The sequence below is a fragment of the Thermobifida fusca NBRC 14071 = JCM 3263 genome, from assembly GCF_001592045.1.
Taxonomy (GTDB): Bacteria; Actinomycetota; Actinomycetes; order Streptosporangiales; family Streptosporangiaceae; genus Thermobifida; species Thermobifida fusca.
The window spans coordinates 1-13,071 of the sequence record NZ_BCWB01000056.1 but is presented as its reverse complement, the minus strand read 5'-3'; the positions used below and the strand labels follow the sequence as shown (position 1 = coordinate 13,071).

The following is a 13,071-nucleotide window of genomic DNA, read 5'->3' as shown; positions in this document are numbered from 1 at the left end:
TCGCAGAGCGCCCCACACCCGTGTGACGCCACCGCGCGGGAGGAAGGAACACAGACAGTGAGCGGGGCTCCCCCCACCCGAGTGGAATCCATCAAGGTACTCGTCGTTGATGACCACGAGTTCTTCCGGAGAGGACTGGTCTCCGTCCTGGCTGAGGAGCCTGACATCGAGGTGGTGGGAGAGGCCGGGGACGGGGAGGAAGCGGTTGCCCGGGCCAAGGAACTCCGCCCCGATGTCGTCCTGCTGGATGTGCGGATGCCGAAACGCAGCGGGATCGCTGCGTGCGCGGGGATCAAGGAAGCTGTCCCCGACGCCAAGATCGTGATGCTCACGATGAGCGACGAAGAGGAGGACCTCTTCGAGGCGATCAAGGCCGGTGCGACCGGCTACCTCCTCAAAGAGATCTCGGTGGTGGAGCTTCCCGAGGCGGTGCGTGCGGTCTGCAAAGGTCAGTCTTTCATCAACCCCTCGATGGCCACTAAGCTCATCAACGAATTCGCGGCGCTGGCCCGGAAAGGAAAAGACCGACGGAGCCAGCCCACGAAACCCCCCCGGCTGACCGAGAGGGAAACCGAGGTGCTGCGACTGGTCGCGCGCGGGCTGAACAACCGTGACATCGCCGACCGGCTCTACATTTCGGACAACACGGTCAAAAACCACGTCCGCAACATCCTGGAGAAGCTCCAGTTGCATTCGAGGACCGAGGCCGCTGTCTACGCGATCCGGGAAAAATTCCTGGACGCTGACGACACCGACGACGGACCCATCGGCCAGCGTGGCAGATAGTCACGCTCCGTGCCCTCCGCTTCGCGGTACGCAGATGTTCCTGGGGAGGGCATAGGCTCTCCTACGATGGGAGCTACGGGGAATGGATGCATCCCGTCTCCGGATGCGGGCCACGATCGCGAGGAGCGCATTAGAAGTGCCAGGCATACTCGACAGGGTCCTGCGCATAGGCGAAGGCAAAATCCTGCGCAAGCTGAATAAGCTCAAGGACCAGATCAACTCCATCGAGGATGATTTCGTCGACCTCAGCGACGCTGAATTGCGCGCGCTCACCGACGAATACAAGCAGCGGCTTAAGGACGGTGAGGAGCTAGACGACCTGCTGCCCGAGGCTTTCGCCACCGTGCGCGAGGCGGCGAAGCGGACCTTGGGGCAGCGGCACTTCGACGTGCAGCTCATGGGCGGCGCCGCGCTGCATTTCGGCAATATCGCTGAGATGAAAACCGGTGAGGGTAAGACGCTTACCGCGACACTCCCCGTTTACCTCAACGCGCTCACCGGTAAGGGCGTCCACGTGGTCACCGTCAACGACTACCTGGCCCGCCGCGACGCCGAGACCATGGGCCGCATCTACCGGTTCCTGGGCATGGAGGTTGGTGTCATCTCCCCGGAGATGTCCCCGGCAGCGCGCCGCAAGGCCTACCAGGCGGACATCACCTACGGCACCAACAACGAGTTCGGCTTCGACTACCTGCGCGACAACATGGCGCGGTCGCTCGACAACTGCGTGCAGCGCGGCCACCACTACGCCATCGTCGACGAGGTCGACTCCATTCTGATTGATGAGGCTCGCACCCCGCTGATCATCAGTGGTCCCGCAGAGCAGAACTCGCGCTGGTACGTCGAGTTCGCCAAGATCGCCCCGCGGCTGCGCCGCGACGTCGACTACGAGGTCGACGAGAAGAAGCGCACCGTCGGCATCACCGAGGCCGGGGTGGCCAAGGTCGAGGACTGGCTGGGGATCGACAACCTCTACGAGTCGGTCAACACTCCGCTGATCAGCTTCCTCCACAACGCCATCAAGGCCAAGGAGCTCTACCGCAGGGACCGGGACTACATCGTCAAGGACGGCGAGGTGCTCATCGTCGATGAGTTCACCGGCCGTATCCTGCGGGGCCGCCGCTACAACGAGGGCATGCACCAGGCCATTGAGGCCAAAGAGAAAGTCAAGATCAAGGAAGAGAACCAGACTCTCGCCAAGATCACCCTGCAGAACTACTTCCGGCTCTACGAGAAGCTGGCCGGCATGACCGGTACGGCGGTCACGGAGGCGGCAGAGTTCCAGCAGACCTACAACCTGGGTGTCGTGCCCATCCCCACCAACAAGCCCATGATCCGCGAGGATCTGCGGGACTTGGTCTACAAGACCGAGGAGGCCAAGTTCCAGGCGATTGTCGAAGACATCGCCGAGTGCCACGAGCGGGGCCAGCCGGTGCTGGTGGGTACGACTAGCGTGGAGAAGTCCGAGCTGCTGAGCAAGATGCTCAAGCGGCGCGGGATCCCGCACGAGGTCCTCAACGCCAAGAACCACGCCCGGGAGGCGGCCATCGTGGCCCGGGCCGGCAAGCTCGGCGCGGTTACCGTGGCCACCAACATGGCCGGTCGCGGTACCGACATCATGCTCGGCGGCAACCCGGATTTCATTGCAGCCGAAGAGCTGCAGGAACGTGGCCTCTCCCCCCTCGAGACCCCCGAAGAGTACGAGAAGGCCTGGCCGGAGGCGCTGGAGCGGGCCAAGAAGGAAGTCGAAGCCGAGCACCAGAAGGTGGTTGAGCTCGGCGGCCTGTACGTGCTGGGCACCGAACGCCACGAGTCCCGGCGGATCGACAACCAGTTGCGCGGTCGTGCCGGACGCCAGGGCGACCCCGGCAAGTCCCGCTTCTACCTGTCGCTCGGCGACGACCTGATGCGGCTGTTCAACGGCGAGCGGGTTCAGATGATCATGAACCGGCTGAACCTGCCTGACGACCAGCCGATCGAGCACAAGATGGTCACCAAGGCCATCCAGAGTGCGCAGGGCCAGCTCGAGCAGCAGAACTTCGAGATCCGCAAGAACGTCCTCAAGTACGACGAGGTCCTCAACCGGCAGCGCCAGGTGATCTACGCCGAGCGCCGCAAGGTGCTGGAAGGTGCTGACCTCCGCGAGCAGGTCCGGAGCATGATCGACGACGTGCTCGACTCCTACGTCCGCTCGGCGACCGCCGAAGGCGACCCGGAGGACTGGGACCTCGAACACCTGTGGACGGCCTTCAGCCAGATCTTCCCGGTGAGCTTCACCGCCGACCAGCTCATCGAGGAGAACGGCGGGGACATCAGCGTGCTGACCCCGGACATCATCAGCCAGCGGGTCCGGGAGGACGCCCACGAGGTCTACGACCGCCGCGAGGCCGAGATCGGCGAGGAGACCATGCGCGAGGTGGAGCGCCAGGTCATCCTCCAGGTCATGGACCGCAAGTGGCGGGAGCACCTCTACGAGATGGACTACCTCCAAGAGGGCATCGGCCTGCGTGCCATGGCGCAGCGCAACCCGCTGATCGAATACCAGCGGGAAGGCTACGACATGTTCCAGGAGATGCTCGAAGGCATCAAGGAGGAGTCGATCCGCTTCCTGTTCAACGTCGAGGTCCGGGTGAACCAGCCGCAGGAGTCCCAGATCACTGCGGCTTCCGCGGCGGCCACGGCCTCCGCGATTCCCCTGGTGGCGCCTGAGGCCGAGAAGACGGAGGACAAGGCGGAGGACGCCCAGGAAGCGGAGGAGTCCGCTGCGTCCGCCGAGGCTGCGGAGTCCGCGAAGGACACCGCGCAGGACAAGGACGCCGAGTCCGTAGCGAAGAAGGCGCAGGCCGTGGTCCCCGCGCTGGGCAAGGAGGAGAAGCAGCCCGAGAAGCTGCAGTACTCCGGTCCCAGTGAGGGCGGCGGTGTCGAGAAGCGCACCGAGGACACCGGTCCGGACTATGCGAACACCCCGCGCAACGCGCCCTGCCCCTGCGGCTCCGGCAAGAAGTACAAGAAGTGCCATGGCGCGCCTAAGTCGCGTGTGTGACGGCTGACAGTGCAGCGGTCCCAGGGACGTCCCTGGGACCGCTGCCGGTTATGTGCGGATAGTCTGGCCCGACCCGGAGTTCGCATACCGGACTCCGGGTCGGGCCAGACCGTCGGAAGCTGGCACAGGACGGCCATTCGTTTTTCTGCCAACTGTCTAGGCATCGCGATCACTCCGTCCTAAGCTCAGCCTGTGACCCACGGCACCTCGCGAGTCCGGGTGGCTTGCCGCCGTCCGACAACGCCCTGGTCGGTGAAGGAGGTAGGAGCGTGCTTGCGGTACTCGCCCCCGTGACGGGTGTGGCTGTGGGACTCAGCAGAGTTCCTGACCCGATGTTCGCCCAAGGGTTGGTGGGCCCGGGGACCGCGATCGACCCCCGCAAGGAGGTGCAAGAGGCGGTTGCTCCGATCACCGGCCGGATCGTCAGTTTCCACCCGCACGCGTTCGTAGTGCAGAGTGCGGACGGCAAGGGGGTCCTGGTACACCTGGGCATGAACACGGTCCGGCTCCCCCTGATCCGAGGGTTTGAGCTCCTTGCCGCCCAGGGCGACGAGGTCACCGCGGGACAGCCGCTGATCAGGTGGAATCCGGCCGAGGTCGTAGCGAGTGGAATCTCCCCGATCGTGCCAATCGTGGCTTTGGACGCGGACGGCGACGTCATTTCGCGTCCGGTGAGCGGAGAGGTCAAACGAGGAGAATTGCTATTCCGATGGGCTTGAGGACAACCGAGAGTGAGTGGGCGACGCCGCGCGCGGCCCTGTTCGACCTCGACGGAACTCTCATCAACAGCGAACCGCGGAGTGTGGCGGTGTGGGCCAGGGTGCTCCAGGACCGCGGGGTCGAACCGGACGAGGCGCTGCTGCGCAAGTTCATGGGGCGGCGCGGCGAAGACGTGATCAACGAGCTCGCCCACCTGTTCCCGGGCGAGTCCGTGGAGGACATCTTCGCTGACCGCTGGCGCTACGGCCAGGATCCGGACCTGCCCCCGGTGGAGCAGCTGCCCGAGTCCGTGGCGTTTCTGAAGTACCTACACGCCCAGGGAGTGCCGTTTGCGTTGGTGACCTCGGCCGGGCGGCAGTGGGCAGAAAGCACCCTGGAATGGCTGGGGGTCCGCGACATGTTCCGCGGGATCATCTCTGCGGACGATGTCACGGTCGGCAAACCGCACCCTGAGGGGTATCTCAGCGGAGCCGAGCTTGTCGGCTACGGCCCCGAGCACATCGTGGTGTTCGAGGACACCCCGGCGGGGATCATGGCGGGGCGCAACGCGGGGATGCGGGTCGTCGGAGTCACGACGACGCATCCGCCGCAGGCGCTGGCCCACGCCCATCTCGTCGTGGAGCATCTGGGACAGGTGGGCTGGCCGCAGTTGGTTTTGCGGGATCCGGAGCCGCCCCAGACTGCTCTGGCAGGTCAAGGGTGAGCCGCGCGGAACGCCGGGTCACCGTGGCTTCCCCCGTGGGACTGCATGCCCGGCCCGCGGCGCGGTTCGTTACGGCGGCCTCCGAGTTCGACGGGGAGGTGCGCATTGCCCGTCCCAGCGGGGCGAGCGTGCCGGCGACGAGCATGCTGGCGGTGCTGGCGCTGGGGGTGCGCTCCGGGGAGGAGATCGTGATCACCGCGGAGGGCGAGGGGGCCGAAGAGCTGCTGGACCGTCTCGCCGAGATCGCCGCTACGCCGTGACGGGTCTGTCCCGGCGCTGCCGACCGCGACCGCGGCCCGGAGAACGACGCGTCGTCATCCTTAGTCTGTGAAAGCGTGCCCATGTTTCGACGTCTGCCTGTGCTGGCCGGTGCAACCGTTCTGCTGTTCACAACCGCCTGCGGCGGGGGGAGCGCACCCCGCCCGGGGGAGCGCACCACCCAGATATCCGACCCCGCTGACGTGGACGCTCAGGCGGCAGCGCTGCTCGCGGAGATGAGCCTGGAAGAGAAAGTGGGACAGCTGCTGGTCCCCGTACTCTCCGGCACCACGGCCGAGGAGAACGCCGAGGTGATCGAGCGCTACCACCCAGGCGGGTTCATCTACTTCCCCGAGAACTTGGAGACTCCCGAGCAGGTGGCTGCCATGTCCAACGGGCTGCAAGAGCGTGCCACCGGCACGGGGGCGGGGATTCCGCTGTTCCTCGGGGTGGACGAGGAGCAGGGACTGGTGTCGCGGCTCCCGTTCGGTGCCCGTTTCCCCGACGCGATGGCGTTGGGCGCGGCCCGCGACCCGGAACTGGCCCGGGAGCTGGCAGCGGCGACCGCGGAGCAGTTGGCCGCGGTGGGGATCAATCTCGACTACGCGCCGGTAGCGGACGTCAACGTCAACGCGGACAACCCGGTGATCGGGATCCGCTCGTTCAGTTCGGACCCGGAGCTTGTCGGGGAGCTGGCCGCCGCCGAGGTGGCGGCTTTCCAAGACGGCGGGGTGGTGGCGGTCGCTAAGCACTTCCCCGGCCACGGCGACACCGATGTGGACAGCCACACAGGGCTGCCCGTGATCGACAAGAGCCGCGACGAGTGGGAACGGGTCGACCTGCCGCCGTTCCAGCGGCTCGTCGACGCCGGAGTCGACATGGTGATGACCGCGCACGTGCTCATGCCGCAGCTGGGTGACGCCGAGGAGCCCGCCACGCTTTCTCCGCACCTCATCACCGGGGTGCTGCGTGAGGAGCTCGGCTATGACGGCGTGGTCACCACGGACGCGCTCAACATGGAGGGGGTCCGCCAGACACACGACGACGGCGAGGTGGCGGTGCGCGCGGTCCTCGCCGGGGCCGACCAGTTGCTGATGCCGCCCGATGTGGACCTCGCCTACTCTGCGGTGCTGTCCGCCGTGGAAGAGGGGCGGATCAGCGAGGAGCGTCTGGACGAGTCGGTGCTGCGGATCCTGCGGTTGAAACTGCGCCGCGGCCTGTTCGACGCGGCGCCGGCTGACGCGGAGCAGGCAGCACAGGTCGCTACGCAGCCGGAGCACCACGAGGCAGCCCAGCGGGTCGCGGACGCTTCAGTGACCCTGCTTCGCAACACCAACGGCGTGCTGCCGTTGGCGCGCACCGCAACGGTGCACGCCCTCGGGGTGGGGGCCGAGGAGATCGGTGCGGCCCTGGCCGACCTCGGGCTCACGGTGACGGATTCCCTGAGCGGTGCTGATGCGGTGGTGGTCGGCACGGACGGGGCACGCGGCGACGCCGAGCAGCAGCGCCTGGTGGCCCGCGCCCAGGCGTCGGGAGCCCCGGTGGTGGTCGTCGCCCAAGGCACCCCCTACGACCTCAGTGTGCTGCCGGACGTCGACGCGTTTCTCGCGGTCTACTCCACGATGGAGGTGTCCCGCGTTGCCGCGGCCCGGGTGGTTGCCGGGGAGGTGTCCCCTTCCGGCCGGCTGCCCGTGGACATCCCCGGCACCGAACTGGGCTTCGGGGACGGCTTGAGCTACTGAGCCTGCGCAGACACGCGGACGCCGAGGTCTCCCGCTGGGGCGGGGACCTCGGCGTGGTCGCGATCAGGAGTGCCGTTTGATCTCGCGGCGGGCCAGCGAGCGCAGGTGGACTTCGTCGGGGCCATCGAAGATGCGCATGGCGCGCGCTCCGGCGTACATTTCCGCGAGCGGCACCACGTCGCTGACCCCGGCGCCGCCGTGGACTTGGATGGCGCGGTCGATGACGGCCGCGGCCACGCGGGGCGCCACCACTTTGATCGCGGCGATTTCGTTGCGTGCGGCTTTCGCCCCGTACCGGTCGATCATCCACGCGGTCTTGAGGACGAGCAGGCGCGCCTGCTCGATCTCCAGCCGCGACTCGGCGATGTGTGCTTGGACGATGCCCTGCTCGGACAAGGGCTTGCCGAAGGCGACCCGGCTGGTGGCACGGCGCACCATCAGTTCGAGGGCGCGCTCTGCTTTGCCGAGGGCCCGCATGCAGTGGTGGACTCGGCCGGGGCCGAGGCGGGCCTGGGCGATCATGAAGCCGTCGCCTTCGTTCGCGATGAGGTTCTCGGCGGGGACCCGGACGTTGTCGAATTCGACTTCGCAGTGGCCTTCCTGGTCCTGGTAGCCGAAGACGGGCAGGGAGCGCAGCACTTTGACCCCGGGGGTGTCGCGGGGGACCAGGATCATGGACTGCTGCCGGTGGAGGTCCGCGTCGGGGTTGGTCTTCCCCATGACGATGAAGATCTCGCAGCGCGGGTCGGCCGCCCCGCTGATCCACCATTTCCGCCCGTTGATCACGTACTCGTCGCCGTCGCGCACGATCGAGGTGCGGATGTTGGTGGCGTCGGAGGAGGCGACGTCGGGCTCGGTCATCGCGAAGGCCGAGCGGATCCTGCCGTCCAGCAGCGGTTCCAGCCACCGCTTCTTCTGCTCGGGGGTGCCGAACATGTGCAGCACCTCCATGTTCCCGGTGTCCGGGGCGGAGCAGTTCATCGCCTGCGGGGCGAGGCTGGAGCGGCCGCTGAGCTCAGCGAGGGGAGCGTAGTCGAGGACGCTGAGCCCGCTGACGTCCGGGAGGAACAGGTTCCACAGGCCGCGGCGGCGGGCCTCGGCTTTGAGGTCTTCCATGATGGGCGGGAGTTCATGGTTGTCGGGGCCCGCCTGCTGGCGCCAGGCGTGGTAGACGGGCTCCGCCGGGTAGACGTGTTCGTCCATGAACTCCTGGAGGTTGGCCAGGTAGTCCTTGGCCTTGGGGCTGAGTTCGAAGTCCATGACACGAGTATCGCACTAGACCGACCGGTCGGTACCTTGGGGTGCGGTGGTGGGCCCCGAGGATTTAGCGAAGACGGCTCGGGGAACTAACATCGCCCGTAGTTCGGGGAGATGGAGGCGAAATGTCCCGCAACCGCAGGGGAATCATCATCGACTGGGGCGGAGTGCTGACCTCTCCGCTCCCGGAGACCATTGCGGCCTGGCTGGAGCAGGAGCGGATCGACCGCGCTGCCTACCGGGAGGTCATGCGCACCTGGGTGCACGCTGCCTACCACGAGGGGGCGCGCAGCCCAGTGCACGCCCTGGAACGCGGCGAAGTGGACCCTGCCGAGTTCGAACGGATGCTCGCCGCGCGGCTCCGGCTGGTCGACGGCGGCCCAGTCCCCGCGGAAGGGCTGATCGCGCGCATGTTCGCCGGATTCGAGCCGGTAGAGGAGATGTACGCGGCCCTGCGCGCGGCACGCAGCCAGGGCATACGCACCTGCCTGCTCTCCAACTCCTGGGGCAACGTCTACCCGCGGGAGCGGTTCGCCGAAACCTTCGACGGCGTGGTCATCTCCGGGGAAGTGGGCATGCGCAAACCCGAACCGGAGATCTTCCACTACGCCCTGGAGCTGGTGGGCCTGGAAGCCGAGGAGTGCGTCTTCGTCGATGACGTGGAGCGCAACGTCGCGGCCGCGGTCGACCTGGGGATGACCGGTATCGTGCACCGCGACCCCGCGGAGACGCGGGCACAGCTCGAGGAGGCCTGCGGGATCAGCCTCGCCTCCCTGCTGTGAGCGGCCCCTGCCGCACCGCAGCTCGTCCAGCCCGTGACAGGGAACAGCGGACCGCACACCACGTTGGGGACACAAGCACATGCGCATCTATCTGCCCGCTACGTTCACCACGCTCGCCTCGGCCTTGGCGGACGGAGGGTTCCGCGACGCGCCGTACACCGCGTACGCCGTCACCCCCGCCCTGCGCGCCGCCGTGGGCACTGACGACGAGGAAGAACTGGAATACGCCGCGATGAGCATGGCCGCGGACGCATCCCTGCGGATGCTCGCCGCAGACCCCGAGGCCCCGGCCCGCCGGGTCGTGATCGCGGCCGAGCTGCCCGAGCGCATCGTGCACCCTGTGGCGGAGGCGGAGACGCCCGGGCAGGTCCGCATCGACGGGGTGGTGCCGCTCAAACGCATCGCCTCCGCGCATATCGACGACGAGGCCGCGGCCCCGGACATCAAAGCCGGGCGGACCGAGGAGCACGAACTCCTCTGGTACGCCACCCAGGAGCTGCGCTATCTCCTGGAAGACCCCACGACCGCATAGCCCCGGCTCCCCGCGCGGCACCATCCCCCCAGGGCGCCAGCCGCCTGAGCGGGCCCGCTGCAGCGGGGAACGGGAAGAATGCCCCGACGGGAAGTCGGGAGGGTGCGGCAGAATGGGGCCCGTATGGAACATCAGTGCCGTTTCCCTGCGTAAAGGAGCTTCCCATCAGCCGTCTGGTGTTGTGGAACATCGACCTCACCCTTGTCGACGTCGCCCAGGTGACGCGCGCGGCCTATGCCGAGGCGTTCGAGAAGGTGACCGGCGTACCGTTGGTGTACCTCGCGCCGACGGCGGGGCGGACCGATTCGGAGCTGTTCTTCGACTTCCTGGCGCGCAACGACGTCGACGACACGGATGAAACGCTGCTGCCGCGCTTCACCAAAGAACTGGGGGAGGCGTTCGCCCGGCACAGCGACCAGCTCGCCGTCCGAGGCCGGATGATGCCGGGGGCGCTGGACGCGCTCAACGCGGTCATGCGGCTGCCGGACACCGTGCAGACGGTGGTCACCGGCACGATCCGGAGCAACGCCAAGGCGAAGCTCGCCGCCTTCGGACTGGACAGCTGCCTCGATTTGAGCATCGGCGGCTACGGGTCGGAGAACTATCCCAAGGCCAGCCTGATCCAGTTCACCCGGATGCGGGCGGAAGAGGCCTACGGCCGAGCCTTCCCCGAGTCCCAGACCGTGTACATCACCGAGTCGGTGCGTGATGTGGAGGCGGCCCGGATCGGCCGGGTGCAGCCGATCGCCGTCGTCAGCGGGTCCTCCACCGAGTCCCAGCTGCGGGCGGCCGGTGCTGAGCACATCCTGGACGACCTCACCGATCCGGCCGCGCTGGTGGCCGCGATCCGCGCCGCGACGAGTGAGGACTGAGGACCCCGGGGACGAGGAGAACCCGCGGAATTCCCCCCGGAACGGGACGCCTCGGGGTACTGTCAGAGAGTGGATATGAGCCGTTCACCAGCGCACTAGCGGACGGCTTTATCCATTTTGTCCAGTTTTTCTGTGGTGGACGACGAGTAGGTTCTGAGACTGGCAGTCACTGGCGAGAGAAGCGCACCGTTGACCGAAGGCGCACGTCCTGTCCCTGTGTACGACGTGCAACACAGAGTTAACCGGACAACGGAGTCCGGTCACGCCTCTGTGGGTACTTCCTGGGCTGGTGAGCCCGGAGCCTCATCTGGAAACGGTTGTGAGCTCCTCTCGCATCTGTCACACAATGTCACAGTAGAGTGCGCGGTACCGCGAGCACCGCGGCCTACCACCCCCGACGACTCACAAAGGAGTGAGATCGCACATGTCAGGGCAGCCCGACGCCGTCAGGACGCAGCTCCTTGACGACGCCGTCAGCCAATGGTCCCAGTCCCACCCGCTGCCGGTCGACACCGACCGGTTCCGGCGGTTCCTCCACCGGTACTACCGGCACGCCAACCCCGAGGAACTCACCGAACGCCACCCCGACCAGCTCGTCCGGCACGCTCTCGACCACTGGGACCTCGGCGCCCGCCGCCCGGAAGGGCGCACCAAGGTCCGGGTCCGCAGCCCGGAAGACGCCGACCACAGCGTCGTCGAGATCGTCACCGACGACACCCCCTTCCTCGTCAGCTCGGTGACCATGCGCCTGGCAGAGCGCGGGATCAGCGCGCGGTCGATCATCCACCCCCAGCTCCGGGTGGAACGCGACACCCTCGGCGCCATCGTCGAGATCGACCCGGAGGACGCTACCCTCCGGCCCTGCGAAGAGTCGTGGATCCGCATCGAAATCGACCGCCGCACGGAAGAGGCCGCCCGTCAGGAGCTCGCCGACGACCTCACCCAGGTCCTCACCGACGTCCGGCAGGTCAACGAAGACAGCGCGCGGATGCGGCACACCGCCCTCCGCCTGGCCGACCAGGTGACCGAATCCGCTGCCGCCCTCGTTGCGGGCGGGGTCGCCAAAGAGGAGATCACCGAGAGCGCGGAGTTCCTGCGCTGGCTGACCGACCAGCACTTCATCTTCCTGGGCTACCGGGAATACCAGTTGGACACCGATGAGAGCGGGGCTGAAGGGCTGCGCGCCGTCCTCGGCACCGGCCTGGGGCTGCTGCGCATGGACCCGCAGGACGGGCCCACCGTCCGCCCGCTTCCCCCCGAAGGCCAGCGCAAAGCTCGCGAACCCCACGTGCTGGTCCTCACCAAAGCCAACTCCCGCTCCACCGTCTACCAGCCCAAGTACCTGGACTACATCGGCGTCAAGAAGTTCGACGACCAGGGCCGGGTCGTCGGCGAACACCGCTTCCTCGGCCTCTACACCCGCGAAGCCGAGGCAAGCCCCATCAGCCAGATCCCGATCCTGTCCCGGAAACAGGACGAACTCCTGAGCCGCGCCGGCTTCGCCCCCGACAGCTACGACGGCCGCGAAGCCATCGAACTCCTGGCGGACTTCCCCCGCGAAGAGCTGTTCCAGATGTCAGTGGAGGAAGTCCAGAAGGTCATCTTGGGCGTGCTGCGGCTCCGGGAACGCCTCGGCACCCGGCTCTTCCTCCGCCGCGACCCCTACGGCCGGTACGTGTCCTGCTTGATCTACATGCCGCGCGACCGCTACACCACCAAGGTGCAGCAGGCCGTGCAGGAGGTGCTCTCCCGGGCATTCCACGGCGCCGACATGGACCACAGCGTGATGGTGGGCGCCTCCCCGCTCGCCCGCCTGCACATCGTGGTCCGCGCGGGGCGGGGCACCGAACTCGCCGGAGTGGACCAGGACAAGCTCGAAGCCGAAGTCGCCCGCGTCATCCGCTCCTGGAACGACGACTTCGCCGCCGAGCTGACCGCCCGCTTCGGCCCTGAACGCGCCCAAGAGCTGCTGGACACCTACCTCGCCACGATCAGCGAGAGCTACAAGGTCGACGTCCCGGCCTCCGTCGCGGTCGACGACATCGCCTGCCTCGACCAGCTCGGCCCCGACGACATCAAAGTCCGGCTCTACCGCTCCGAAGGGGTCCTGCCCGGCGAGTGGCGGTGCAAGGTCTACCGGAGCGGCAGCCCGATCACGCTCTCCCAAGTCCTTCCGCTGCTCGAGCACATGGGACTGGAGATCGTCGACGAGTGGCCCTACGGCTTCGAACGCGAAGCAGATGGGGACGGGAAGCGCGAATTCGCGTGGATCTACGACTTCGGCCTCGTCAACCCCCCGCTCGACTCCGCGGAGATAGAGCAGGTGGCAGGCCTGTTCGAAGAGGCTTTTGTCGCGCTGTGGCAGGGACGGCTCGA

The 13,071-nt window shown here is 67.2% G+C and carries 10 protein-coding genes and 1 pseudogene; 10 read left to right on the top strand and 1 reads right to left on the bottom strand.

From position 1 onward, the window contains the following. The first annotated feature begins 57 nt into the window (after positions 1 to 57). The 6 genes from TF1_RS14125 to TF1_RS14100 all read left to right on the top strand — a co-directional run bounded on the left by TF1_RS14125 (position 58) and on the right by TF1_RS14100 (position 7,252). Positions 58 to 786: a response regulator gene (locus tag TF1_RS14125; RefSeq protein WP_011292914.1), complete on the top strand. Its 729-nt coding sequence runs from the start codon at positions 58 to 60 to the stop codon at positions 784 to 786. A gap of 136 nt (positions 787 to 922) precedes the next feature. Next, a complete protein-coding gene (gene secA / locus TF1_RS14120; RefSeq protein WP_011292913.1) occupies positions 923 to 3,829 on the top strand; it encodes a preprotein translocase subunit SecA in 2,907 nt (968 codons plus the stop codon). 269 nt (positions 3,830 to 4,098) lie between these two features. Continuing rightward, the gene (locus TF1_RS14115; RefSeq protein ID WP_011292912.1) at positions 4,099 to 4,548 is read left to right on the top strand and encodes a PTS sugar transporter subunit IIA; all 450 of its coding nucleotides are present in this window, start codon (positions 4,099 to 4,101) and stop codon (positions 4,546 to 4,548) included. Further along, positions 4,539 to 5,252, top strand: coding sequence for an HAD family hydrolase (locus TF1_RS14110; RefSeq protein ID WP_016189163.1), 714 nt, complete (start codon positions 4,539 to 4,541; stop codon positions 5,250 to 5,252). The genes TF1_RS14115 and TF1_RS14110 overlap by 10 nt, the downstream gene beginning before the upstream one ends. Continuing rightward, the gene (locus TF1_RS14105; protein ID WP_061783974.1) at positions 5,249 to 5,512 is read left to right on the top strand and encodes an HPr family phosphocarrier protein; all 264 of its coding nucleotides are present in this window, start codon (positions 5,249 to 5,251) and stop codon (positions 5,510 to 5,512) included. Before TF1_RS14110 ends, TF1_RS14105 begins: the two co-directional genes overlap by 4 nt. An 81-nt stretch (positions 5,513 to 5,593) precedes the next feature. Further along, a complete protein-coding gene (locus tag TF1_RS14100) occupies positions 5,594 to 7,252 on the top strand; it encodes a glycoside hydrolase family 3 protein (RefSeq protein ID WP_061783973.1) in 1,659 nt (552 codons plus the stop codon). A gap of 63 nt (positions 7,253 to 7,315) precedes the next feature. On the opposite strand, the gene TF1_RS14095 is transcribed toward TF1_RS14100, so the two are convergent. Beyond that, complete coding sequence (locus TF1_RS14095) at positions 7,316 to 8,512, bottom strand: acyl-CoA dehydrogenase family protein (protein WP_016189162.1); 1,197 nt, start codon at positions 8,510 to 8,512, stop codon at positions 7,316 to 7,318. Positions 8,513 to 8,634: 122 nt separating this feature from the next. On the opposite strand from TF1_RS14095, the gene TF1_RS14090 reads away from it, so the two are divergent. From TF1_RS14090 to TF1_RS14075, 4 genes and pseudogenes are all read left to right on the top strand, one after another. Then, entirely contained in the window at positions 8,635 to 9,291 is a 657-nt protein-coding gene (locus TF1_RS14090) for an HAD family hydrolase (protein ID WP_011292907.1), read from the top strand. 79 nt (positions 9,292 to 9,370) lie between these two features. Continuing rightward, positions 9,371 to 9,823: a DUF6912 family protein gene (locus TF1_RS14085; protein ID WP_011292906.1), complete on the top strand. Its 453-nt coding sequence runs from the start codon at positions 9,371 to 9,373 to the stop codon at positions 9,821 to 9,823. A gap of 134 nt (positions 9,824 to 9,957) precedes the next feature. After that, on the top strand, positions 9,958 to 10,695 hold the full coding sequence (locus TF1_RS14080; protein WP_011292905.1) for an HAD family hydrolase: 738 nt from the start codon (positions 9,958 to 9,960) through the stop codon (positions 10,693 to 10,695). A gap of 424 nt (positions 10,696 to 11,119) precedes the next feature. Continuing rightward, positions 11,120 to 13,071: pseudogene (locus TF1_RS14075) on the top strand (NAD-glutamate dehydrogenase); the annotation flags it as partial.

Coding starts and splice junctions, on each gene's coding strand:
- TF1_RS14110 (WP_016189163.1), top strand. CDS start 4,539: ATGGGCTTGAGGACAACCGAGAGTGAGTGGGCGACGCCGCGCGCGGCC.
- TF1_RS14100 (WP_061783973.1), top strand. CDS start 5,594: ATGTTTCGACGTCTGCCTGTGCTGGCCGGTGCAACCGTTCTGCTGTTC.
- TF1_RS14095 (WP_016189162.1), bottom strand. CDS start 8,512: ATGGACTTCGAACTCAGCCCCAAGGCCAAGGACTACCTGGCCAACCTC.
- TF1_RS14090 (WP_011292907.1), top strand. CDS start 8,635: ATGTCCCGCAACCGCAGGGGAATCATCATCGACTGGGGCGGAGTGCTG.
- TF1_RS14085 (WP_011292906.1), top strand. CDS start 9,371: ATGCGCATCTATCTGCCCGCTACGTTCACCACGCTCGCCTCGGCCTTG.